The sequence below is a fragment of the Streptosporangium amethystogenes subsp. fukuiense genome (genome assembly GCF_042665875.1).
Taxonomy (GTDB): Bacteria; Actinomycetota; Actinomycetes; order Streptosporangiales; family Streptosporangiaceae; genus Streptosporangium; species Streptosporangium fukuiense.
Map to the genome: position 1 here is coordinate 8,266,637 of NZ_JBHTEE010000001.1, position 22,902 is coordinate 8,289,538.

The following is a 22,902-nucleotide window of genomic DNA, read 5'->3' on the forward strand; positions in this document are numbered from 1 at the left end:
GAGGACTAGGGGGTGATCACGAAGCTCGACCCCGGTTCCTTCACGATGTCGCCCTTGGCCGAGTTGGTGATGGTGACGTTCGTCAGCGTCGCGCTGCCGCGGGCGCCACTCATCGCCAGGATGCCGGCGCCGTTGTTGGACCTGTCGATCCGCACGTTGGTGACCGCGACGCCCGGCATGTTGCCGCCCCCCGTCTTGAACTGGATGCCGTCGTAGGTCGAGTCGTGGATGTCGGTGTCCCGGATGGTGACACCGGTGATGTCCCGGTTCGCCGCGAAGAGCGTGATGGCCCCGAACTCCTGGTCCTCGTTCCAGAAGACGCCGCCGCACCGGTAGAGCGCGTTGTTGGCCACCAGGGTCTGCCCGGAGAAGGGCAGCGGGTCGTGGTCGGTCGCCAGCATGATGCCCGGGTAGTTCATGGTGTCGTAGACCAGGTTGTTCTCGATCTTGTTGCCGTAGCCGCCGTAGATCGCGATGCCGGTCGCCCGCCAGGGCAGCTGGATGGTGTTGTTGACGAACCGGTTGTCGTGTGCGATGTCCACCGCCGGGTCCTTGACGTACCGGTTGGCCCAGACCGCCAGGGAGTCGTCGCCGGTGGTGCGGAACGACGAGTTGAACACCCGCGAGTTCCGCGTGCCGTTGCTGAAGTTGATGCCGTCGGCGTAGGTGTTGCGGATGCGCATGCCGCTGAAGTCCAGCCCGTCGGCGGGCCCCCACAGATCCGGGATGTTGTCGTAGTCACGGCCGACCCAGACGCCCACGTTGGCGTGCTCGATCCACACGTTGGAGATCTTGGTGTTCTTGCCGAACCGCCCGTTCAGCCCCACCCCGCCCTCGGCGTTGCCGTCGCCGCCGCGAATGCGGCCCGAGCCGAAGATGGCGATGTCGGAGATCTGGACGTTGTCGTCGATGTCGAAGCCGAAGTTGCCCTCGTGCGGGTGGTTGATGCCGCCGGTCGCCAGGTGCGGCTCGGTCAGGGTGTACAGCTGGGAGTGCCACATCCCCGCTCCGCGGATCGTGACGTCGCTGATGCCCACCTGGTTGAACTGACCCCGGTTCAGCGGGTCGTCGGTGAGGATCTTCTTCTCCTGCCGCCACTGTCCCTCCGGGATCCACACGCAGTCGATGACCCCGTTCTGGTCGTCCGTCACCGCCCGCTGGATGGCGGCCGTGTCGTCGAGCCCGTCGTTGGGCACCGCGCCGTACGCCGTGATCGAGGTGCAACCGGCCGGTCGGCTCGCCGCCGGTGCCACCTGCTCCAGGTCGATCAGGTCGATGATGTAGAACGAGGCCGTGTCGGTCGCGTCGCGCTGCAACCGGAACCTGGTGCCTGCCGGGTAGGTCGACGACAGCAGCGCGTGCGACTCGTCGAACAACCGCCGGGCGTCGGCCTGCGGGGTGTTCGTCAGGGATTCCGGGCCGTCGCTGTTCCCGTACAGCCAGCTGTGCCGCGACGAGAGGGTCAGCTTCCGGGCGAAGGTGTCGTTGACGTACAGGCTGATGGTGGCCTCGATGCCACCGCCGTTCGGCGCGTCGGGGATGGAGTTGCGTACCACGATCGAGTTGGCGGAGTTGGTCGAGGTGAACTCGACGAACTGTCCCGTGCTGTTCAGCCGTACCGACTGCCGCCCCGAGGACTCGGTGGCGAAGTTGGTGTGCCCGAAGGTGCGCAGCGGGTCGGCCGTCAGCAGGGTGCCCTGGTACCTGGCGGCCTCGGCCTCGTACTCGACCCACGGAACCGCCGCCCCGCGCCCGACCACGATCGCCTGGGAGAACGCGTTGTTGGTCTCGTTGGTCTCGGCGACGACGTTGGTCGCGTCGGCGGTGGCGGTGATGGTGGCACCGCCGGCGGTGGCGGTCCAGCCGCCGCCGACGGCCACGTTGACCGTCGCGCCCGCGGCGATCGACGGGGTGTTGGTGTTGAGCGTGGTGCCGCCCACCGTCAGCCGGGTGACCGTGGTCGCACCCGTCGCGGTGTTCCCGCGGTTCTTCACCGACACGGTGAAGGTGACCGCCGCGCCGACCGCCGGGTTCGGCGGGTTGGAGCCGATGCCGAGGACCTGCAGGTCGGGCCCGGGAGCCTCGGTGACCACCAGCGGGGACGCCGCGGTGAAGGCGTTGTTGCCCTCGTTCTGCTCGAAGACCGTGTTCGGCTCGTCCACCCTGGCACTGACCTGATAGGTCGCCGCGCCGCGGGTGCCGATGTTCGCGGTCACCGTGGCCTGGGCGCCGGCCGCGAGAGCGGCGACCGGAGCGGTGCCGGCCAGCGTGCCGCCGAGGTAGAAGTTGACATTGGTCGCGCCGGAGGCGGCGGTGCCGATGTTGCGCACCGTGCCGGTCAGCGTGATCGCGTTGGTCTCGATCGGCGCGTTCGGGGACCAGCCGAGAGCCGAGACCGTCAGGTCGGGGTTCGGCGCGGGGACGCCGATGACCTGGAACTCGGCGACCTGTCCGGCCGGTGCGCCGGTGTTGCCGTTGAACCTCAACTGGACGTCGGCGACGGTGGCGTTGACGCCGATCGTCACCGTGTTGCCACCGGAGGCCGGGTTGAACGTGTAGTTCTGCGCCGACACCAGGTTGGTGTAGCCCGTGGCGTTCTGCTCCCGGCCCAGGACCTGGATGTTCTGGGTACGGGTGCCCCACGCGGCGTCCGGGTTCAGCTTCAGCACGACCGAGCCGACGCTCGCGTTGGCGCCGAGCTTGACCGCCAGCGTGTTCGGGTAACCGGCGTTGCCCTCCCAGTAGGTGGCCGTGCTGTTGTCGTTGGCGTTGGCCGCGACGAACGTGTGCACATGGCCGGACTCGACCATCTCCTTGCCGACGGCCAGGTTCGAACCGGGATCGCCGGTGCCGTTGCGGGTCACCGTGTTGCTGTTCACCGAGACGTTGCCCGCCGCGTCCCTGGCTCGCACGAAGTACGTCACGGTCGCCGATGCCGGTTGGTCGTCGGTGTAGGTCAGCACGTTGCCGACGCTGCCCCGGAGCTGGCCGCCCGCGTAGATGTCGTACCCGGTGACGCCCACGTTGTCGGTCGAGGCGTTCCAGGTCAGCTTGATCTGGCCGGGGACCGGCTGGGTGAAGGCGAGGTTTCCGGGGGCCGACGGCTTCTCGGTGTCGCCGCCGCCGGCGGCGGCGTAGATCTCGAACTCGGAGATCTGCGCGGCGGGCCAGCCGGTGTTGGCGGTGACGTTGACGCGCCAGTACCGGTAGGTCGCGGCGTTGAAGTCGATCGTGACCTTGTTACCGGTCGCCGGGTCGAACGTGTGGTTCGCCGAGGCCACCACCGTGCTGTAGCCGATGCCGTCGGTGCTGCCCTGGATCGAGAGGGTCTGGGTGCGGGTCTGCCAGGCGGCCGGGGCGGGCACCTTCAGCACGATCTGGTCGACGCTCGTGGCGGTGCCGAGGTCGATCCGCGCCCACTGCGGGAAGCTGTTGTTCGCGCTCTCCCAGTAGGTGTTCTGATCGCCGTCGTTGATGGCGGACACCGGGTACTCGGCGATGGAAGTGCCTGCCTGGGTCGCCTTGCCCGGCGACAGGTTGGGTCCGCCCGCGGCGGAGGCCGGCACGACCGACCCCGCGACGAGCAGGCCGGCGGTGACCGTGGTCGCCAGCATGGCCGCCACCAGCCGTAACGGTCCGTACGGTTTTCTCATGCGCGTTCTTCCATCTCTCGTCGAGCACGACAGGGCCGAGGCGTGAAGGCATGCGCCTTCACCGCACACGGATGGGGGGCAGGTGCATGGGCGCAGCGCATTCCTGAAGTTGCGAAGAGCCGCGAGAAAAAGAACTTTTCTTTGCAAGATTCTTGCGTAGTGTTGGCCAAAGGTTACATACGCGCTACGACCACGTCAACGGGCGAAAAACGGCTCTCCGTACTGGCCCGACGGCGGGTGTGAAGAAGGTCGGGACGGCCGGTTGACGCCCGGCCGGGGGATCGCCGGGATCTCGCCCGCGTCGCGGCCGTGCGGCGGCCGGCTGTGGAGAGGGCGGCGGCACTATACACCTAACCAAGCGCTTGCTACTCTCCGCGCATGCTCTCCACGATTGTCTGGGGCACCGGCAACGTCGGCCGCGCGGCCATTCGAGCCGTCGAGGCCCATCCGGCGCTGAAACTCGCGGCAGTGCTCGTCCACAACCCCGACAAGGTCGGCCGCGACGCGGGCGACCTCGGCGACCTCGGCCACAAGCTGGGAATCGCCGCCACCGACGACATCGACGCGGTGCTGGCCGGCGGCCCGCACGCCGTGGTGTACGCGGCGTCCGGCGACATCCGCCCCGACGAGGCCCTCGCCGACATCATCAGGGCGATCCGGGCCGGAGCGGTGGTCGTCACCCCCTCGCTGTACGCGCTCTACGACCAGCGGGGCGCCCCGCCGGAGCTGCGCGAGCCGGTGCTGGCCGCCATCGCGGACGGCGGCGGCTCGCTCTTCGTCTCCGGCGTCGACCCCGGCTGGGGCAACGACGTACTGCCCCTGCTGATCAGCGGACTCGGCACCGTCGTGGACGTGATCCGCTGCCAGGAGATCTTCGACTACTCCACCTACGACCAGCCCGACTCGGTCCGCTACCTGGTCGGCATGGGCCAGCCGATGGACTACGAACCGCCGATGACCGCGCCGACGGTCCCGACCATGGTCTGGGGCGGGCAGATACGGCTGATGGCCAGGGCGCTGGGCGTCGAGCTCGACGAGATCCGTGAGACCCTGGACCGGCGCGCGCTCGACGCCACGGTGAGCACCGCGACGATGGGCGAGTTCGAGGCCGGCACCCAGGGCGCGGTCCGGTTCGAGGTGCAGGGCATCGTCGAGGGCGAACCCCGCATCGTCATCGAGCACGTCACCCGCATCCACGCCTCCTGCGCCCAGGACTGGCCGATGCCGCCCGACGGCGTCGGAGCCCACCGGGTCGTCATCGAGGGCCGGCCGCGCATCGAGGTCACGGTCGAGGCCACCGACGAGGGCGGCAACCGGTCGGCGGGCGGGAACGCCACCGCGGTCGGCCGGCTGGTGAGCGCCATCGACTGGCTGGTGGACGCGGCACCCGGACTCTACGACGCGCTCGACGTCCCGCTGCGCCCGGCGGTCGGCAAACTCGTCGGCAAGCTCGGAAGGAGAGAACCGTGAACATCGACATCCCCGAGGGCAAGGACGCGATCGGCTACGTGTGGGGGGAGATGGTCCCCGGCATCGGGGTCGCCGCCTCGAAGTTCTCGATGGCGGTGTACGCCCACACGACCCTCGGACTCCGTGAGTTCGAGGCCGCCCGGCTGCGGATCGCGCAGATCAACGGGTGCGTCTTCTGCCTCGACTGGCGGACCGAACGGGACGGGCAGAAGGTCGAGGAGGAGTTCGCCGACGCGGTGACCGAGTGGCGTACCACCGACGCCTTCGACGACCGCACCCGGCTGGCCGCCGAGTACGCCGAGCGGTACGCCCTGGACCACCACGGCCTAGACGACGAGTTCTGGACCCGGATGACCGCGCACTACAGCCAACTGGAGATCGTGGAGCTGAGCATGAGCATCGGTTCCTGGCTGGCGTTCGGCCGGCTCAACCACGTGCTCGGCCTCGACACCGTGTGCGTGCTGCCCAGCGGCAGGTCGCCCTCGACCTGACACAAGTTACTTGCTGGTACGCGGTGGATTAACATCCGGGAAACATGTAGAACTTGTTCTAATACGTCAAGAGTGAGGAAAATCACATGAGTGACAAAGCCTCGCGTAGAACAGGTTCCGAAGGCATCTCGCGCCGTGGATTCATCGCTGGAACCGGTTCTATCTTGGGAGTCGCGGCCCTCGCGACTCCCGCCGCAGCAGCCCAGCTAAAAGCCGCACGCGCAGCCGCTCCGATCGCCGACGGGGCCCGTGTCCCGGCCCTGGTGGTCGGCACCGGCTACGGCGGCTCCGTCGCCGCCCTGCGCCTCGCCCAGGCGGGCGTCGACGTGCACATGATCGAGATGGGCATGGCCTGGGACACCCCCGGCTCCGACGGAAAGATCTTCTGCAACACGACCTCGCCCGACCAGCGCTCCTACTGGCTCCGCACCAGGACCAAGGCACCCCTCAACTTCTTCCTCGGCTTCCCGATCGACCGGGACATCTCCCGCTACACCGGCATCCTGGACGCCGAGGAGTTCGGCGGCATCACCGTCTACCAGGGTCGCGGCGTCGGCGGCGGCTCGCTGGTCAACGGCGGCATGGCGGTCACCCCCAAGCGGGAGAACTTCGCCGCGATCCTGCCGTCGGTGAACGCCGACGAGATGTACAACACCTACTACCCGCGCGCCAACGCCGGGCTCGGCGTCGGCACCATCGACCCGGCCTGGTTCGACTCCACCGCCTGCTACCAGTACTCCCGAGTCGGCCGCAAGCAGGCCCAGCGTTCCGGCTTCCCGTTCGTCTTCGTGCCCGACGTGTACGACTGGGACTACATGAAGCAGGAGGCGGCCGGAACCGTCACCAAGTCGGCACTGGCCGGCGAGATCCTCTACGGCAACAACCACGGCAAGAAGTCACTGCAGAAGACCTACATCGCCCAGGCCAAGGCCACCGGCAGGGTCACCGTCTCGGCGCTGCACCAGGTCACCTCGGTCTCCCCGGCGGCCGGTGGCGGCTACACGGTGGTCATCGACCAGCTCAACACCACCGGTGGCGTCGCGACCACCAAGACCGTGACCGCGGACCGGGTGTTCTTCGCCGCGGGCAGCGTGGGCACCAGCAAGCTGCTGGTCAGGCTGAAGGCCACCGGCGCGCTGCCCAACCTGAACAACGAGATCGGCAAGGGCTGGGGCGACAACGGCAACGTCATGTGCGGCCGGGCCAACCACCTGTGGGACCCGACCGGCAGCCTCCAGTCGACCATCCCCTGCTCCGGCATCGACAACTGGGACGCCGGCGGCGCGTTCGCCGAGGTCGCCCCGATACCCACCGGGATCGAGACCTACGCCTCGCTGTACCTGTCGATCACCAAGAACCCGAACCGGGCCCAGTTCACCTGGAACGCCGCCACCGGCAAGGTCGACCTGAACTGGCAGCTCGCCTGGAAGCAGCCGTCGATCGACATGGCCAAGACCATCTTCGACAAGATCAACTCCAAGGAGGGGACGATCTATCGGACCGACCTCTTCGGCGTCTACAAGGTCTGGAACGACACTTTGACGTATCACCCCCTCGGTGGCGCGGTGTTGAACAAGGCCACGGACAACTACGGTCGTCTCACCGCCTACCCGGGCCTGTACGTCATCGACGGCTCACTGATCCCGGGCAACACCAGCGTCAACCCGTTCGTCACCATCACGGCCCTCGCCGAACGGAACATCGAGAAGATCATCGCTACCGACCTGTAGGGATGATTTGATGATGCGGTTGGCCACGGGCGCGTGTGGCCGACCCTTCCCCTGCGGGACGCGCACAGTCGCCCCCCGCCTCCGAGGAATCCGCCCCGCTGCCGACCTGTTTCGGGACCGTCAAGCTTGAGGGCAAGGACAGCCTGCCGTAGTGGTCATCGGGCCCGGTGGCGGCGCGATGAGATGGGGACCTCCCGGTGCGGTGACTCCCGCATCAAGGGTTTCCCGTGGAGCACCTTTAAGCAGAGGGCGGCGTTGGGGCTGGTTCGGATGTGTTCGAAGCTGCCGGGGCGGGGCGGTGGAGGAGAAAGCGTGAGCTCCCAGAATCCCGACATGGGTCTCTTCGGAGCTGCGAAGCATGACAAAAAGATGATGGCTGGTAACGCTACGCATTGGTGAGGCTTGACTTACACTTGGCGCGGACGTGTTGCGGTCACGTGCTGAAGCGGCTTATGCTCATTCCGTTGCTGCCCGCCGTTCTCCGGAACTGGCGGGCCTTTTTTGTGTGAGGTGCTCGATGGCGAGCGAAGCGACCCTCTCGGCGTGCATGGTGATCGATTATCAGAACATCCATCTCACGGCCGGGGGCCTGTTCGCCCCGCATGGGACACCTGCCAGAGACACCCTCGTGAGCCCTCTGGCCTTCGCCGAGCGGGTTCTTGAGGTGCGAGCCGGACTCCAGACCCATCCCGCCCCAAAGTCTGTGTCGCTGGCTAAGGTTCATGTCTTCAGAGGTTCTCCCAGCAACGCCAAGGAGCCGGTTCTCTACAGTGTGACCCAGAGGCAGAGAGCTGAGTGGACCCGGGACGCGCGCGTGCACGTGACCTATCGCCCGCTGCGGTATCCGTCCAACTGGGGACACCCCACCTGTATCGAACGGGCGCGGGAGAAGGGCATCGATGTCATGGTTGCCCTGGAGTTGGTCCAGCTTGCTCAATTCGGTCAGTACGACATAGTCATCTTGGCTTCTCATGACACCGACATGGAGCCTGCCCTGGAGATGGCGGCCGGTGTCGGGCGTGTCAAGATCGAGACTGCGGGCTGGCAAGGGTCGAGGCGCTTGCGGCCGGCAGGGCGTTCTCTGTGGCACACCGCTCTGAACGGTACAGACTTCGTCAAGGTACGCGACCGGCGATCGTATGACCGGTAGAGGTTGGGCGGCAGACCCACATCAGGGCACAGCCATTGGCTACGTGTTTTCCCGGCAAGGTCCCGGACGGCGGCAGGGCAGGGGAGCGTCGTTATCTGGGCTCGGTCGGCCGTCGCCGAACCTGCCAACACGCGGTCACCGCAGACAGAGCACGGACACGCTTGAACTCGTGCGCCGGTCAGGGGCCGGTGAGGCGGCGGTCGCCGTTGGTGGTCACCACGTAGACCTGCCAGTTGTAGTACGCGTAGTAGTTCCTGATGTCGCGCTTGATCTGGCGGGCGTGCAGTTGCACCGCGTCGACGTACGCCCAGGAGTGGTTGTAGGCGTACAGCGCGCGCCGGTAGTCGCGCGGTGCCCCCGAGGCACGCAGGTAGTTGGCCGCGGCGAGCAGGGCGTCCCGGGTGTCCTGGATGTCGCCGCCCATCCCGTAGGCGGCCCAGGTGCCCGGCATGAACTGCATGGGCCCCTTGGCCCCGGTGTGGCTCGGTGACCGTACCCGGCCGAACTTGGTCTCGACGAACATCACCGCCGCCAGGATCTCCCAGTCGACGCCGAACCGGCGCTCGGCGTACTTGAAGTGACCGAGCAGGACATCGGCGGGCTTGGCCGGCTGGACGCGGAACTTCGCCGACCCGCTGATGGGGTGGACCAGGGAGAGCAGGTTCCGGATGGCCGTCACGTTGTCCTTCGCCTGCGCGGCCAGGGACTTCGACAGCTTGGCGTAGGTGCGGGACGCGACCTCCGGGTTGCGGGCGAGATGGCGGTAGAGGCGCTGCTGCTGCAGGGCCAGCAGCACCACCGGCTCGGGGGGCAGCCCCTTGCCGGGGTCCCCGTCGCGGATCCAGTCGTCGGTGGCGCGTCGAAGCTCCGCGACGGTGCCGGTCAGGGAACGGGCCAGCTTCGCGGGGTCCTTGGGAATCGCCGCCTTCGGATCGGGCAGGGCGGGCCGTGGCGTCGCCGACGGCTCCGGAGCGGCCTCGCTCGGAACCGTCTCGCTCGGGGCTGTCCGCCGGGGAGCGACCGAGGAGGCGGCACCCGACGAGCCGGCGCAGCCGGAGAGCGCGACGGCCAGCCCCACGAGCGCCGCGGCCACCGGCCTCCCGCGCCACCGGCCTGTCCACAGGCTCGTCGCGGGCACCGTCTCCTCGTTCGGCCGGGACCGTGCGACCACCGCGCGCTGATCTCTCATCGGCCTCAACGTACCCGAGCGGCGATCCGTCCGGGAGGACATGTTCGCCGTTGGGGGTACGAGCGCTTGAGATCGGGATCCGGGACGCGCCCGGTCGGTCGGCGTTGGGGCCGGTGTCGCAGGTGAGGACCGGTGATCACACCGGCCGGCGGAGGAAACCCTTTGCACGCCGGACCGCCGCCTGCCTAGGATCGCCGGGGTGCGACGTACCGTCATCGTCGGCGACATCCACGGCTGCTTCGACGAACTGCTCGAACTGCTGGAGAAAGTCGACCTCCGCCCGGACGACCTGCTGGTCAGCGTCGGCGATCTGGTCGACCGCGGCCCGGCGCCCGGTGAGGTGGTCAGGTTCTTCCGCGAGCGCCCGAACTCGGTCGTGGTCATGGGCAACCACGAGAGGAAGCACGTGCGCGGCATCTTCTCCTACGCGCAGGAGATCACGCGCTTGCAGCTGGGCGACGGCTACGCCGAAACGGTGCACTGGATGCGGACGCTGCCCTACTACTTCGAGAACGAGCATGTCCGGGTCGTGCACGCCGCGATGCTGCCCGGGGTTCCGCCGGCCGACCAGAAGGAGGAGATCCTCTGCGGCTCGACCGGCGGCCGGCGAGAGCTCACCGAGCTCTTCCCGGACGGTCACTGGCACGACCACTACACCGACGCCAAGCCGGTCGTGTTCGGCCATCACGTGACCGGGCGTGAGCCGATGATCCGCGACGGCAGGATCTTCGGCCTGGACACCGGTGCCTGCCACGGCTGGAACCTGACCGCGCTGTGCGTGCCGGGATTCACGGTCCACTCGGTGCGGGCGCACGCGGATCACTGGTCGATCGCCAAGCGCCAGTGGCAGTTGCCCGTCCTGAAGACCAAGCCCTGGCGTGACCTCACCTGGCAGGAGCTGGCCGAGGCGATCGTGCGATTCTCCCCGGTGGCCGACCCGGTGGCCGACCCGGTGGCCGGCTCGGTGCCCGACGCCGCCGTACGCGGCTGGCTGGAGACGGTCGAGAAGTGGGCCGCGGATCTGCGGTCGTCGCTTCCCGCCCTGGTGGCCGCGGCGCATCATGTCGCCGGCGAGCTCACCATGGACGAACTGCGCCGGCATCCCGCCGCGAAGTACCTGTTCCAAGCCCGTGACGGCCGGCTCGACCAGGCAGGCCTGGCCAGGCGGTGCTCGACACCCGGCAGAACGATCGACCTGGCAGCCGCGTTGGGGCTGGTCCTGCCCGAACCGCCCACCTGAGGTCGCGTAGTCCCCGAGCGGAGGGACGGCCGTCCGCCGGGTCGCGACGCGGGTCTCCGCGAGCGCCGCGACCCGGCCCGCCTCATTCGGACGGTGCCTAGGCCCGCGATGTGCGGACCTGCGAGTACACCGCCGTCGCGCCCAGGGCCATCAGGCCGAGCATCCAGTACTGCCATGACTGCGAGAGGCCGAGGAACACCGTGGCGTTCTGGATGACCTGCAGCAGGACGACGCCGAACAGGACGCCGACGAAGCTGCCCCGGCCCCCGAAGATCGAGGCGCCGCCGAGCACGACCGCGGTGATGCTGGCCATCGTGTAGCTGACGCCCGCGGTCGGGTCGCCCACGCCGATCTGTGCCATCAGCAGCAGGGCGCCGACCACGGTGAACAGCGCGCTGGCCAGGTAGACCACGAGGTGCACGCGGGCCACCGGGATTCCGCGCTTGCGCGCCGCCTGCTCGGACGAGCCAGCCCCGCGCAGCCGGAGCCCCGTCATGGAGCGCCTGGACATCACCTCCAGCGCGACCAGGACACCGGCGCCGACGATCACCGCGTACGGGATGGGGCCGATGCGCGCGCCGAGCGCCTCGGTGACGGCGGTGGAGATCGAGCCTCCGGGCGAGTCCCGCATGACCAGGGAGAGTCCCTGCAGCGCGGTGTAGGTCACCAGCGTCGCGACCACCGGTGTCACCCGGGCGAATCTCACCAGCATGCCGTTGGTCAGTCCCACGCCGGTCGCCGCGAGGATCATCAGCAGGAAGCCCAGGATCCACCATCCGGTGCCGTACCCGTCGAGGACGTAGAACGACGCGATGACCACGAGGGTCCCGCTCAGCGGGCCGACCGACAGGTCGATGCCTCCGGTGAGCATGACGATGAGCTGGCCCGCGGCGAGGAAGAGCACGGGGGCCAGCAGCCCCAGCATGCTGGCGATGTTGAACTCGGACAGGAAGCGGTCGCTCCGGGTCGCGCTCACCGCGGCCAGCAGCACGATCGCGACGGCGAGGAACGCGCTGGGCGCCTGCTCGCTGGAGAGCAGCCTGCGGAACCCGCCGAGCAGGCCGGTGCCCCGTGCCCGTCCGGTGGCCTCGGCGCTCCGTGCCGAGGTCGCGGCGGTGAGGGACGCCTCGGTGATGGCGTGCTCGGAGATCCGGTCCCCGGTCAGCTCGCGGACGACCTCCCCCCGGGAGAAGACCAGCACCCGGTCGCAGAGTCCGGCGAGCTCGACGTTGTCGGAGCTGAGCACCACCACCGGTGTCCCGGAGTCGGCGGTGGAGCGGAGCCGGTGGTAGATGTCGGAGCGGACGCCGACGTCGATGCCCTGGGTGGGCTCGTCGCAGAGCAGCACCTTGGGCGCGGAGAGCAGCGACCGGCCGAGCACCACCTTCTGCTGGTTGCCGCCGGACAGGTGATCGACGGCGGAGTCGGGTGAGGCCACCTTGATGCCGAGTTCTCTGATCTCCTCGGCCACGATCGCGTTCTCCGCCGAGCCTCGCACCACTCCGGCGACCGCGGTCCTGCCGGTGGCGGCGACGCCCAGGTTCTCCCTGACCGACAGTACGGTGGCGACGCCCTCGACATGCCGTTCCTGGGGCATGAGCACCACCCCGGCCCGCCGGGTGCGGCGGGGGCTGCCGAGTTCGACGGCCCGGCCGTCGACGGTGACGGTGCCGCCGGTGACCGGGTCGGCTCCGCCCAGCGCGCGGATGAACTCGCGCTGCCCGTTGCCCTCCACCCCGGCGAGGCCGAGGACCTCGTTGCGGGCCAGCGTGGTGGTGATCCCGTGGAGCCGGTCCGAGCGCAGGTCACGGACCTCCATCACGACGTCGCCGACCGAGGAGGGGCGCGGCGGGAACAGCGCGTCGATCTCCCGTCCCGCGATGCGGGTGACGATCTCCTCCTCGGTCACCTCCGAGGCCAGGAAGGTGCCGCGGATCTGCCCGTCGCGCAGCACGGTGAGACGGTCGGACAGTGCCATCACGTCGGGCAGCCGGTGGCTGATGTAGACCACCGCCATCCCGTCGGCGGCGAGTTTTCTGATCTGCTCGAACAGCCTCTCGATCTCGGCCACCATGAACGGCTCGGTGGGCTCGTCGAGGATCAGGACGCTGGGCTCACAGGCGAGGGCTCCGCAGATCTCGACGGCCTGCTTCTCCGCGAGGGTCAACCGGCCGGCCGCGGCGGCCGGGTCGATGTCCATCCCCATGGGCAGCAGTTTCTCCCTGGCCCAGTCCTGGGCGTCGCCGAAGGACGGGCGGAGCCGTTTCGGCACGCTCAGCAGGAGGTTCTCGGTGACCGTGAGATCGGGCAGAAGCGCCGGATGCTGGAAGGCGATGGCCAGGCCCTGCTCCCGGGCGGCGATCGGGGACGACTGCCGCATCGGCGAGCCCGAGATCTCGACGGTGCCCGCGTCGGGTGCCAGCGCACCGGAGGCCACCGCCATGAGCGTGGACTTTCCGGCGCCGTTCCCGCCGACCAGGGCGTGCACCTCGCCCGGGTGCGCCTGAAAGTCGACCCCGTCGAGCGCGACGACGCCGGGGAAGCGTTTGGTCACTCCACGGAGAACCAGTCCAGCGGTCGATTCGACCATGCGAAGGATCACTCCTTACTCCGGCTCAGTGCGTTCCGCCGGGCGCGTGCCCGGCGGAAGACAACGAGTGATCAGCTGTAGGCCCGCTTGAGCTGCTCCGGCGTGAGCTCGGAGGACAGGATCGCGCTGGCGGGAAGGGAGGGGTCACACTTGGGGGCCTTCGACGTGTCGAGCGTGTTCTCGAAGATCGGGATGTTGATGATCTCCGGCTCGTCGTTCTTGATCCCCTGGTGCGCGGCGACGGCCTTGCGCAGCGCGAGACGGATGATCCAGGTACGCGAGGACACGGTCACGGTCTGGAAGTTCGGCTGCTTGTCCGAGTTGTCCTTCCAGGCGCAGGCGAAGCCGTTGAGGTCGTTGGCGGTCCACAGCGGCAGCGGCCGGCCTGCCTGCAGGAAGGCGCGAATGCCGCCGAGGGAGGCGTCACCGGAGTCGGTGATCACGCCGTCGATGGTGGGGTACTTGGTGAGCAACCCGGAGACGACCTTCTGCATCTGGGCGGGGTTCCAGTTGGTGTCGATCGGCTTGCCCGGGTCGTTCAGCAGCTTGACGGCCGAGCAGCCGGCGTTCTCCTTGAGCTCCTTCTCGATGCCGACCATCTCGGTGAGGCTCTGGGTGTTGCCCGGCGTACCGCCGAGGAAGACCACGTTGCCGCCCTTGGCGCCGAGCGCCTCGCACATCCAGCGGGTCCAGGTCACGCCGTCGTTGACCGTGTTGTGGCCGACGAACGTGGTGTAGTCCGTACCCGGCTTGCCGCCGGGGTTGGCCGTCCACGGCACCACCTGCACGCCCGCCTTGTACGCCTCACGCAGGGTGGGCAGCAGCGCCTCACCGGCGTCGGGGAAGACCACCAGCGCCTCCACGCCCTGGGCGACCAGGGCCTTGACGTCGCTGATCGCCTTCTGCGGGTTGTTCTGGCCGTCGGCGTACGGCAGCAGTGTGATGTTGGGACACTTGCTCGCCTCGTCCTCGAACTCGGCACGGGCCGTCTTGCGGAAGGCGTTGTCGCCGGTGCCGTCGGCCAGGGCGACCTTCACCGGCTTGGTGCCGCAGAAGTCCGTCATGGGACGGAGGGCGGAGACGTCTCCGGTCCGGGCCGCGTCGTTGTAGACGGCCTCGACACCGCCGTTGGCGGCGGCCGGTTCACCGGGGCCGCCGGCGCAGCCCGCCGCGCCGAGGGCGGCGAGGGCCAGGACGGCGACCGACTGACGGGCCCGCAGGCGGGTTTTGGTGAGGGACATTGCGATCTCCTGTTGGGGGAGGCCTCTAGGGCGAGGACAGGGTGGAAGCGGGTTTGAGGGAGCGGCCTCGCAGCCGCGCGCGGACGGAGTTCCAGGGCACCCCGCGGGCCACCACGCTGAGCGCCAGCACGCCGGCCTGGACCAGGAGCTGGGTGGCGGTGGAGGCGCCGGCGGCGAGGACCACCTGGTTCAGCTGGGTGAGGAACAGCGCGGCGACGGCGGTGGCGGCCAGGTTGGTGATGCCGCCGGACAGCAGGCTGCCGCCGAGGACGACGGCCGCGATGGTGGGGAGCAGGTAGGTGTCGCCGAGCAGGATGTCCGGGGTGCGCAGGTAACCGGCCAGCAGGATTCCGGCCAGCGAGTAGCAGATTCCGGCCACCACGTAGGCGCCCACCTCGTAGGAGCCGGTGGGCAGGCCGAGCAGCCGCGCCGCGGGCCGTCCGGCGCCGACCGCGATGAAGCGCCGGCCGAGCACCGTGTGCCGGATGCCCCAGTGCGCGAGGCCGATCACCACGACCGCGACCAGCAGCAGGTTGGGGACGCCGGCCACCGAGCCGACCGCGAACGCGCTCAGCGCGGGGCCGGCCGACGCGGGGAAACCCTTGGAGACCTGCAGGACCACACCGATGAGGATCGAGTTCACCGCGAGCGAGGCCACGAACGCCGCGATGGAGAGCCGGACCACGGCGATGCCGATGACCAGTCCGCCCAGCGCGCCCGCGACCAGCCCGAGCGCGACGGCCGCCCAGATCGGGACGCCCGACACCGCGGGCAGCTTGGTGGCCAGCACGGCGGCCAGCGCCATTCCGCCGGGCACCGACAGATCGATGCCGCCGTGCGAGACGACGAGGGTCTGCCCGAGCGCGGCGATCGCCATCACCGCCGCGAACGGCAGCATCGACAGTACGGCGGATCCGGAGAGGCTGCCGGGTGAGATCAGCGGGCTGACGGCGAAGAGCAGCAGCGTGATCAGCCAGATCGAGGAGAACCGGCCGCCCCGGAGGCGGCGCAGGTCGAGCAGCCCACCAGGACCGGCGCGCTTGGCCGGAGGCAAGGTCGTATGCCGAGACATTTCCGAGTCCCTTCCTGGGAATCCGTGCTCAGATGGCGGTGTAGCCGCCGTCGACGGCCACGTCCGCGCCGGTCATGAAGCCGGCGGCGGAGCTCAGCAGGAAGGTGACCACCTTGGCCACCTCGTGCGGATCCGCCAGGCGCGCGATCGGATGGCCGGCGATGAGGCTCTGCCGGGCGGCTTCGGGGTCGGGCTGGGACCGCAGGTAGGTGGCCAGCTGCTCGGTGGCCACCGAGCCGGGGCTGACCACGTTGCACCTGATCCCCGAGGCGGCGTAGTCGACGGCGATCTGGCGGGAAAGCTGCAGCACCGCTCCCTTGGAGGCGCAGTACGCGGGCTGGTTGGGCAGGCCGACCGTCCCGGAGATCGAGGAGAGGTTGACGATCGACCCGGGGGTCCGCTGGGCGAGCATCGCGGTCACCACGTGCTTGCACAGCAGGAAGGTCCCGGTCGCGTTGATGGTCATGACCCGGTTCCAGTCGTCGAGAGTGGTGTCGACCAGCGGTTTCGCCACGATCGTGGCGGCGCAGTTCACCAGCCCGTCGACCCGGCCCCACCGGTCGACGGCGGCCCGTACCGCATCGGCGACCGCCTCCTCGTCGGTGACGTCCAGCCCGTGTGCCACGGCGTCGGCCCCGTCGGCGCGGAGTTCGGCCGCGAGCCGCTCGACCAGATCGACCCGCTGATCCGTGAGCAGGACGGACGCGCCGGCTGCCGCGCATTCGCGCGCCGTCGCGGCGCCGATCCCGCCTCCGGCACCACTGAGGATCACTACTTCCGGCACGACTCAATCCCTCTCAAGCACAATGTCCGATTTGGTCGGCCAGACTGGCATGCAGCACGCTGCATGTCAATGACGAGTACTGCGTTGACGTGCAACATGTTGCATGCCACTCTGGGGCGTATTCAACTCACGGCGGACCCAAGGGGTGGCACTTTGCCCGGCGCAGATACCGAAACCGGCATCCGGATCGGCGTGGCTCAGGTCGGCGTCGACCGAACCGATGTGGCGGCGAACGTCGATCGGGTCGTCGACACCCTGCGAGAGGGCGCCGCGGCCGGGCAGCGACTGGTGGTCTTCCCGGAATGCGTGCTCACCGGGTACCTGCTCGGCTCCCGGGCCGAGACGCACGCCGCCGCGATCAGCGCGGGGGACCCGAGGATCGGCCGCATCGTGGACGCCTGCCGCGAGCACTCCATCCACGCGGTGGTGGGCCTGCTGGAGGAGGCGGACGGACGCGTCCACAACACCGCCCTGGTGCTCGGACCCACCGGGATCATCGGCAGGTACCGCAAGCAGCACCTGCCCTACCTGGGCGCGGACCGCTTCGTCGACCCGGGCGCCGACGCGGCGCCACGGGTGGTCGACACCCCCTTCGGCCGGGTCGGCGTGATGATCTGCTTCGACCTGCGCTTCCCCGAATCCGCCCGCGAGCTCGGGCTGCAGGGCGCCGACGTCATCGCGATGCCCACCAACTGGCCGGAGGGGGCGGACATCCTCGCCGACCACATGGTCCGGGTACGCGCCCTGGAGAACCTGGTCCATCTCGCGGTCGCGGACCGCGCCGACTCCGAGTCCGGAACCCGCTTCATCGGCAGGAGCCAGATCATCGCCCCCTCCGGGGCGGTGCTGGTGGACGCGGGGGAGCAGGAAGGGCTGTTCGGGGCGGCGATCGACCTCCGGGATTCCCGGACGAAGAGGCTGGTCATCAGGCCGGGCGAGTTCGAGCTCCCGGTGTTCTCCGGGCGGCGCCCCGAGATGTACGGCGAGATCACCCGTCCGGTGACCCCGGACCGGTAACAGGAAGGCGGACACCACATGTGCGGGCCGGCACTCATCAGTGAGGCGACCAGGAACAGGATCGCGGCGTACTGCGCGAAGTTCCGCGAGGTCACCCGTAGCCCATTCGGTCCCGACGACGAGATCGGCATGCTGAACCTGCTCACCCCCGAGGCGTCACGCGAGGTGCTGCGGCGGGCGGACGGCGGCAGCGTCATCGACCTGTCGGTCGACTACTTCGTCGGGATGCCCTCGTGGACCAAGGCCGGCGACCCGGGCTTCCAGCAGTGGATGACGCACACGCCCGCCGGCACCGTCCTGGACGACATCACCGGAATGGGCCGCGCGCAGAACGAACTGGTCTCCTACTCGGGCGACGCGATCTCGATGTACACCCACTGCGGGACGCACATCGACACCCTCAACCACTTCGGGTACAACGGCCAGATCTGGAACGGGTTCTCCGCGGAGGAGCACATCACCTCCCGGCACTGGACCAAGTGCGGCGCCGACAAGATCCCGCCCATCATCGCCCGCGGGGTCCTGTTCGACATCGCCGCGCTGCACGGCGTCGATGTGCTCCCGGACAACCACGGGATCGGCGAGGACGATCTGCGCGAGGCCATGCGACGCCAGAACGTCGAGTTCCGGCCGGGTGACGTGGCGCTGGTGCGCACCGGCCGGATGCGCGCGTGGCCGAAGATCGACGCCTACATCGACAACAGCCCCGGCCTGAACCTGGAAGGGGCGCGGTTCCTCGCCCACCTGGGCGCGTCGGTCATCGGCGGCGACACCCTCGCCCTGGAGCAGATGCCCGCCGCGGACGAGGAGAACTGGCAGGTCGTCCACACCTATCTGCTGGGGGAGGCGGGCATCCCCATCATGGAGGTGGTCGACTGCGAGCAGATCTCGGCCGAGCGGCTCCACGAGTTCGCCTTCGTGGCCGCCGCCATGAAACTGCGCGGCGCGACCGGCGCCCCGATGCGCCCGCTGGCCATGCCGTTCCGCCCCTGACGCGGCCCCATTCTTCCCTGATCGGATTGACCCCCGGAGGCATTACCACCATGCACGCCAAACCCACTGAATCGGTCATCGACCGGAGTCGTACGTCCTACGGTGACGACGGTTTCAGTAAATATCTCCGGCGTGCTTTCCTGGCCTCCAGCGGGTACGACGACGAGGCGCTGGACCGGCCGATCATCGGCATCGCGGTGACCAACTCCGACTACAACACCTGCCACCGCGACATGCCCGCGCTGCTGGCGGCGGTCAGGCGCGGGGTGCTGGAGGCCGGCGGCCTTCCCATGGAGTTCCCCACCATCTCGCTCGGGGAGATCCTGACCTCCCCGACGACGATGCTGTTCCGCAACCTGCTCGCGATGGACACCGAGGAGATGATCCGCGCCCTCCCGATGGACGCCGCGGTGCTGCTCGGCGGGTGTGACAAGACCGTGCCGGCCCAGCTCATGGCCGCGGCCTCCTCGGACAAGCCGGTACTGCTAGAGGTCGTCGGGCCGATGATGACCGGCAGCTGGCGGGGCGAGCGGCTCGGCGCCTGCACCGACTGCCGTCGTTTCTGGGGCAGGCACCGGGGCGGGGAACTCGACCAGGAAGAGATCACCAGCGTGCGCAACGAGCTCGTGACGACCGCGGGCACCTGCGCGGTGATGGGCACCGCCTCCACCATGGCCTGCGTCACCGAGACCCTCGGCATGATGCTGCCGGGCGGTGCGACGCCCCCGGCGGCCACCGGCGCCCGGCTCAGGCACGGCGCCGAGACCGGCCGCCGCGCCGTCGAGCTCGCCCGCTCCGGTGGCCCGGTGCCCAAGGAGGTCATGACCCCCGCGGCGTTCCGCAACGCCATCCGGGTGCTCTCGGCGATGAGCGGCTCGACGAACGCGCTGATCCACCTGCTCGCCGTGGCCCGGCGGGCCGGCGTGGAGCTCGAACTCAGGGACTTCGACGTGATCGGTGCCGAGGTGCCGTTCCTGGTCGACTGCAAGCCCGCCGGCTCGGGGTACCTGGAGGACTTCCACCGTTCCGGAGGGCTTCCCGCGCTGCTGAAGGTCCTCGAACCGCTGCTCGAACCGGAGACCGTCGGGGTCTCCGGAGACAGCCTGAAATCGCTGCTCGCCGAGACCCCCGCTCGGGAGGACTGGCAGACGACGATCCGCCCCCTGGAGGACCCGCTCGGACCCGCGGGAAGCCTGGCCGTGCTCCGAGGCACGCTGGCCCCGGGCGGAGCGGTCATCAAGACCGCCGCCGCGAGTGCCCACCTGATGAACCACACCGGCCCCGCGCTGGTCGTCGACTCGGCGCAGGAGGCGCAGCGGATCCTGGACGACCCGGATCTGGACGTCACCCCGGACCACGTACTGGTGCTGCGCAACGCGGGCCCGATCGCCGCGGGCATGCCCGAGGCCGGTGCCCTGCCCATCCCGGCCAAGCTGGCCCGCGCCGGGATCCGGGACATGGTGCGGGTCTCCGACGCGCGGATGAGCGGCACCTCCTACGGCACCGTAGTGCTGCACTGCGACCCTGAGGCCGCCGCCGGGGGGCCGATCGCGCTGGTCCGCAACGGCGATCTCATCAGGCTGGACGTCGAGGCGCGACGGCTCGATCTGCTGGTGGACGAGGACGAGCTTGAGCGCCGCCGGGCGGACTTCACCCCGCCCGAGCTGCCCGAGCGAGGCTGGCGGCGACTGTACGCGCAGACGGTCCTCCCCGCGGGTGAGGGTGCCGACCTGTCGTTCCTCTGACCCCGCGGAGTGGTAATGCTGCATGTTGCATGCTGCACTACCGCACGCGTGGTACCGTTTTTCCCCAAATAGGGGCGCCTGATCATTCGGTCGGGCGCCGGACCGATCCCCCCGGGAGTCTTGTCGGATGGAACAGATTGCGGTGGACCAGGCATCGCTGACGGCCCGGACCTTCGAGGTGGTCCGCCGCGCCATCATCACCGGCGAACTGGCTCCCGGGACGCTGCACTCCGTGGTGGGGATAGCGGCCCAGCTCGGTGTGTCCAGGACCCCCGTCAGGGAGGCCCTGCTCCAGCTGGCCACGCACGGAGTCGTCAGATTCGAGCGCAGCCGCGGTGTCCGGATCCTCCAGATGACCACGCGCGACATCGAGGAGATCTACTCGCTCCGCTTCCTGCTGGAGGTCCCCTCGGTGTACCGCGCGGCGACCATGATGGGCGACGCCCAGATGGCACTGGTCTCCGAGGCCCTGGAGAAGATGCGCCAGGCGGGCGAGGCCGGGGACGAACGCCTCTTCCAGGAGGAGGACGTGAAGTTCCACCAGCTCATCCTGGAATCGGCGGGCAACGAACGGGTGACCCAGTCGGTCGCGACGACCCGCGCCCAGATGTCCGCGCGGGGCCTGTCCACCACCCAGACGCGGACCCTCTCCGACATCTGGCGGGTCCACGAGCGCATCCTCGACAACATCCGGGCCCGCGACAACCAGGGCGCCGCGCAGGCCATGCACGACCACCTGCTGGAGACCACCCGCCTGTTGCTGACCCAGTCGACCGGCGACCCGCGGACCGGCGCCGACTTCGAACCCCCGACCCTCCCCACCTTCCCGCACCGAGAGGACCGCCCGTAGCCGGGTTCTGACCGGGGAACGCGAGACGCCGGCCTGCCGAAGGTGATGCCGGCCAACAGCGACCAGCGGACGAACTGCTGCTGGTCGGGACCGCACTGCTCCCGCTGCACGCCCCCGTGACCGCGGGCGACGGCGGCTGACCGGCGAGCCGTACGACGCGATCACCACCGCCGCAGGCGGGCGGAACCGGCGTCCGGACGCCTCGGTGAGCGGTCGCGCGGCTCGCACCGGTCCTCAGCCGTCTCTCAACCGGTGTGCCCCTGGAGCTGCTGGGTCAGGTTGACCATGTTTCCGTCAGGATCGTGGATGTGGGCCACGCGCTCTCCCCAGGGCATGTCGTTCGACGGGCCGAGCACCCGGCCGCCGGCCGCCCCGACCTGCTCCAGCAGACCGTCGACGTCGTCGACCCGCACGCTCAGCAGGATCCGCTGCGGGGCGGACAGGTCGGTCGCCGCCTCGTTGACCAGTCCTACTTCCGAGTCACCCAGCTTCAGGTTCACGAAGAAGGTGGGACCGTCATCGGGGAAGCGGCTCGTCTCCACCGCTCCGAGCAGGCGTTCGTAGAAGGTTCGCATCCGAGCCAGGTCGGATGTGGTGATGATGGGCTGGACGGTCGTCATGTCCGCTCCTCAGGTCTGCTGTGCGTGGCCGTCCACGGTGATACGCCGGGGCGTCACGAAACTCATCGGTGTGCGGGAATCATTCGCGACGGCCGGGAGGAGTCGGCCGGAGCGCCGAAAAGCGGGATCAGCCGGTCGGCGTCCAGGTACGTGGTGATGTCGCTGATCAGACCCTCGGACACGTCCAGGAGAACCAGCCCGAAGGGCACGTGAACGCCGTCGGGACCGGGTCTGGTCTGCCAGAACGCCGGCGAGCCGTTCGCCGCGACCGGGACGAGGCGCGCGCCCGCGCAGGACGCGTTCGGGTCCAGCAGCGCCTGCTCGATCCGGTCACGGCCGCGAAGCCACCAGGCGAAGGGAGGCATCGACATCGTCGCGTCCTCGTGCAGCAGGGCGACGAGCGCGGTGATGTCGTGACGCTCGAACGCGGTGCAATAACGGGCGAGCAGTTCGCGCTGGCCCGGGTCGGACGGCCGGAACGGCTCACCGGGCATGACGTCGACCGCTTGGAGGGTCGACCTTGCCCGCTGCAACGCGCTGGTCACCGACGCGACGGTGGTCTCCAGGAGGGCCGCGACCTCCCCGGCCCTCCACCGCAACACGTCGCGCAGGATCAGCACCACCCGCTGCCGGGGCGGCAGGTGCTGCAGCGCGGCGACGAACGCCAGCCGGATCGTCTCCCGCAGCACGGCCAGCTCTTCCGGATCGCCGTCCGCCGGCAGCACGAGACCGTCTGGAACCGGCTGGACCCAGATCCGCTCCGACAGCGGCTCACCGATGCTCGGCCCGCCGTCCGCGGCCCCGCTGAGATCCATGGCCAAGGCTCGGCGCTGCGTGCTGCGCAGCATGTCGAGGCAGACGTTGGTGGCGATGCTGTAGAGCCAGGTACGCAGCGACGCCCGTTGCTCGTCGTAGCGGTCGAACGCCCGCCAGGCACGTAGCAGCGTCTCCTGCACCGCGTCCTCGGCCTCGAAGCCGGAGCCGAGCAACCGGTAGCAGTAACCGGTCAGTTCGCCCCGGAACGGCTCCAGCCGGGAACCCTCACCGGTCAGCGTCTCTGCCATCCC

General features: G+C 69.3%; 17 protein-coding genes. 9 read left to right on the top strand and 8 right to left on the bottom strand.

The window, feature by feature from the left end:
* Positions 1-5 precede the first annotated feature (5 nt).
* Positions 6-3,653 (bottom strand): CARDB domain-containing protein, encoded by a 3,648-nt coding sequence (locus ACFQVD_RS36835; protein ID WP_343965827.1) that lies wholly within the window; start codon positions 3,651-3,653, stop codon positions 6-8.
* Positions 3,654-4,031: 378 nt separating this feature from the next.
* Here ACFQVD_RS36835 and ACFQVD_RS36840 point away from each other — a divergent pair, with 378 nt between their 5' ends.
* From ACFQVD_RS36840 to ACFQVD_RS36855, 4 genes are all read left to right on the top strand, one after another.
* Positions 4,032-5,123 (top strand): NAD(P)H-dependent amine dehydrogenase family protein, encoded by a 1,092-nt coding sequence (locus tag ACFQVD_RS36840; RefSeq protein ID WP_343965829.1) that lies wholly within the window; start codon positions 4,032-4,034, stop codon positions 5,121-5,123.
* Positions 5,120-5,614: a carboxymuconolactone decarboxylase family protein gene (locus tag ACFQVD_RS36845; protein ID WP_343965832.1), complete on the top strand. Its 495-nt coding sequence runs from the start codon at positions 5,120-5,122 to the stop codon at positions 5,612-5,614. Before ACFQVD_RS36840 ends, ACFQVD_RS36845 begins: the two co-directional genes overlap by 4 nt.
* 164 nt (positions 5,615-5,778) lie before the next feature.
* The gene (locus tag ACFQVD_RS36850; RefSeq protein ID WP_343965835.1) at positions 5,779-7,344 is read left to right on the top strand and encodes a GMC oxidoreductase; all 1,566 of its coding nucleotides are present in this window, start codon (positions 5,779-5,781) and stop codon (positions 7,342-7,344) included.
* 517 nt (positions 7,345-7,861) lie between these two features.
* Positions 7,862-8,494 carry a hypothetical protein gene (locus tag ACFQVD_RS36855; protein ID WP_343965838.1) on the top strand — a complete coding sequence of 211 codons (633 nt, stop codon included), beginning with the start codon at positions 7,862-7,864 and terminating at the stop codon, positions 8,492-8,494.
* 178 nt (positions 8,495-8,672) lie between these two features.
* Here ACFQVD_RS36855 and ACFQVD_RS36860 read toward each other — a convergent pair whose 3' ends face one another.
* Positions 8,673-9,683, bottom strand: a complete 1,011-nt coding sequence (locus tag ACFQVD_RS36860) for a lytic transglycosylase domain-containing protein (protein WP_343965839.1) — start codon at positions 9,681-9,683, stop codon at positions 8,673-8,675.
* Positions 9,684-9,882: 199 nt separating this feature from the next.
* Between ACFQVD_RS36860 and ACFQVD_RS36865 the strand changes: the two genes are divergently transcribed.
* Complete coding sequence (locus tag ACFQVD_RS36865) at positions 9,883-10,923, top strand: metallophosphoesterase family protein (RefSeq protein ID WP_343965841.1); 1,041 nt, start codon at positions 9,883-9,885, stop codon at positions 10,921-10,923.
* 97 nt (positions 10,924-11,020) lie between these two features.
* On the opposite strand, the gene ACFQVD_RS36870 is transcribed toward ACFQVD_RS36865, so the two are convergent.
* The 4 genes from ACFQVD_RS36870 to ACFQVD_RS36885 form a co-directional block, all read right to left on the bottom strand.
* Entirely contained in the window at positions 11,021-13,513 is a 2,493-nt protein-coding gene (locus ACFQVD_RS36870; protein ID WP_343965843.1) for an ATP-binding cassette domain-containing protein, read from the bottom strand.
* A 71-nt stretch (positions 13,514-13,584) separates the two neighbouring features.
* Positions 13,585-14,754, bottom strand: coding sequence for a substrate-binding domain-containing protein (locus ACFQVD_RS36875; protein ID WP_343965845.1), 1,170 nt, complete (start codon positions 14,752-14,754; stop codon positions 13,585-13,587).
* A gap of 25 nt (positions 14,755-14,779) precedes the next feature.
* A complete protein-coding gene (locus tag ACFQVD_RS36880; protein WP_343965847.1) occupies positions 14,780-15,826 on the bottom strand; it encodes an ABC transporter permease in 1,047 nt (348 codons plus the stop codon).
* Between the two features lie 28 nt (positions 15,827-15,854).
* Positions 15,855-16,610 carry an SDR family NAD(P)-dependent oxidoreductase gene (locus tag ACFQVD_RS36885; RefSeq protein WP_343965850.1) on the bottom strand — a complete coding sequence of 252 codons (756 nt, stop codon included), beginning with the start codon at positions 16,608-16,610 and terminating at the stop codon, positions 15,855-15,857.
* Positions 16,611-16,763: 153 nt separating this feature from the next.
* On the opposite strand from ACFQVD_RS36885, the gene ACFQVD_RS36890 reads away from it, so the two are divergent.
* From ACFQVD_RS36890 to ACFQVD_RS36905, 4 genes are all read left to right on the top strand, one after another.
* Positions 16,764-17,627 carry a carbon-nitrogen hydrolase family protein gene (locus ACFQVD_RS36890; RefSeq protein WP_343965852.1) on the top strand — a complete coding sequence of 288 codons (864 nt, stop codon included), beginning with the start codon at positions 16,764-16,766 and terminating at the stop codon, positions 17,625-17,627.
* A gap of 18 nt (positions 17,628-17,645) precedes the next feature.
* Positions 17,646-18,620, top strand: a complete 975-nt coding sequence (locus ACFQVD_RS36895; protein WP_343965854.1) for a cyclase family protein — start codon at positions 17,646-17,648, stop codon at positions 18,618-18,620.
* Positions 18,621-18,670: 50 nt separating this feature from the next.
* Entirely contained in the window at positions 18,671-20,365 is a 1,695-nt protein-coding gene (locus tag ACFQVD_RS36900; RefSeq protein WP_343965856.1) for a dihydroxy-acid dehydratase, read from the top strand.
* 127 nt (positions 20,366-20,492) lie between these two features.
* The gene (locus tag ACFQVD_RS36905; RefSeq protein WP_343965858.1) at positions 20,493-21,215 is read left to right on the top strand and encodes a GntR family transcriptional regulator; all 723 of its coding nucleotides are present in this window, start codon (positions 20,493-20,495) and stop codon (positions 21,213-21,215) included.
* 245 nt (positions 21,216-21,460) lie between these two features.
* On the opposite strand, the gene ACFQVD_RS36910 is transcribed toward ACFQVD_RS36905, so the two are convergent.
* Both ACFQVD_RS36910 and ACFQVD_RS36915 read right to left on the bottom strand, forming a co-directional pair.
* Complete coding sequence (locus ACFQVD_RS36910) at positions 21,461-21,835, bottom strand: VOC family protein (RefSeq protein WP_343965860.1); 375 nt, start codon at positions 21,833-21,835, stop codon at positions 21,461-21,463.
* Between the two features lie 62 nt (positions 21,836-21,897).
* Positions 21,898-22,899, bottom strand: coding sequence for a sigma-70 family RNA polymerase sigma factor (locus ACFQVD_RS36915; protein WP_343965862.1), 1,002 nt, complete (start codon positions 22,897-22,899; stop codon positions 21,898-21,900).
* Between the last annotated feature and the right edge of the window lie 3 nt (positions 22,900-22,902).

Bases quoted from the DNA above. Each gene is read 5' to 3' on its own strand.
- ACFQVD_RS36835 (WP_343965827.1), bottom strand. From the start codon at position 3,653: ATGAGAAAACCGTACGGACCGTTACGGCTGGTGGCGGCCATGCTGGCG.
- ACFQVD_RS36840 (WP_343965829.1), top strand. From the start codon at position 4,032: ATGCTCTCCACGATTGTCTGGGGCACCGGCAACGTCGGCCGCGCGGCC.
- ACFQVD_RS36855 (WP_343965838.1), top strand. From the start codon at position 7,862: ATGGCGAGCGAAGCGACCCTCTCGGCGTGCATGGTGATCGATTATCAG.
- ACFQVD_RS36860 (WP_343965839.1), bottom strand. From the start codon at position 9,683: ATGAGAGATCAGCGCGCGGTGGTCGCACGGTCCCGGCCGAACGAGGAG.
- ACFQVD_RS36870 (WP_343965843.1), bottom strand. From the start codon at position 13,513: ATGGTCGAATCGACCGCTGGACTGGTTCTCCGTGGAGTGACCAAACGC.
- ACFQVD_RS36875 (WP_343965845.1), bottom strand. From the start codon at position 14,754: ATGTCCCTCACCAAAACCCGCCTGCGGGCCCGTCAGTCGGTCGCCGTC.
- ACFQVD_RS36880 (WP_343965847.1), bottom strand. From the start codon at position 15,826: ATGTCTCGGCATACGACCTTGCCTCCGGCCAAGCGCGCCGGTCCTGGT.
- ACFQVD_RS36895 (WP_343965854.1), top strand. From the start codon at position 17,646: ATGTGCGGGCCGGCACTCATCAGTGAGGCGACCAGGAACAGGATCGCG.
- ACFQVD_RS36900 (WP_343965856.1), top strand. From the start codon at position 18,671: ATGCACGCCAAACCCACTGAATCGGTCATCGACCGGAGTCGTACGTCC.
- ACFQVD_RS36905 (WP_343965858.1), top strand. From the start codon at position 20,493: ATGGAACAGATTGCGGTGGACCAGGCATCGCTGACGGCCCGGACCTTC.
- ACFQVD_RS36910 (WP_343965860.1), bottom strand. From the start codon at position 21,835: ATGACGACCGTCCAGCCCATCATCACCACATCCGACCTGGCTCGGATG.
- ACFQVD_RS36915 (WP_343965862.1), bottom strand. From the start codon at position 22,899: ATGGCAGAGACGCTGACCGGTGAGGGTTCCCGGCTGGAGCCGTTCCGG.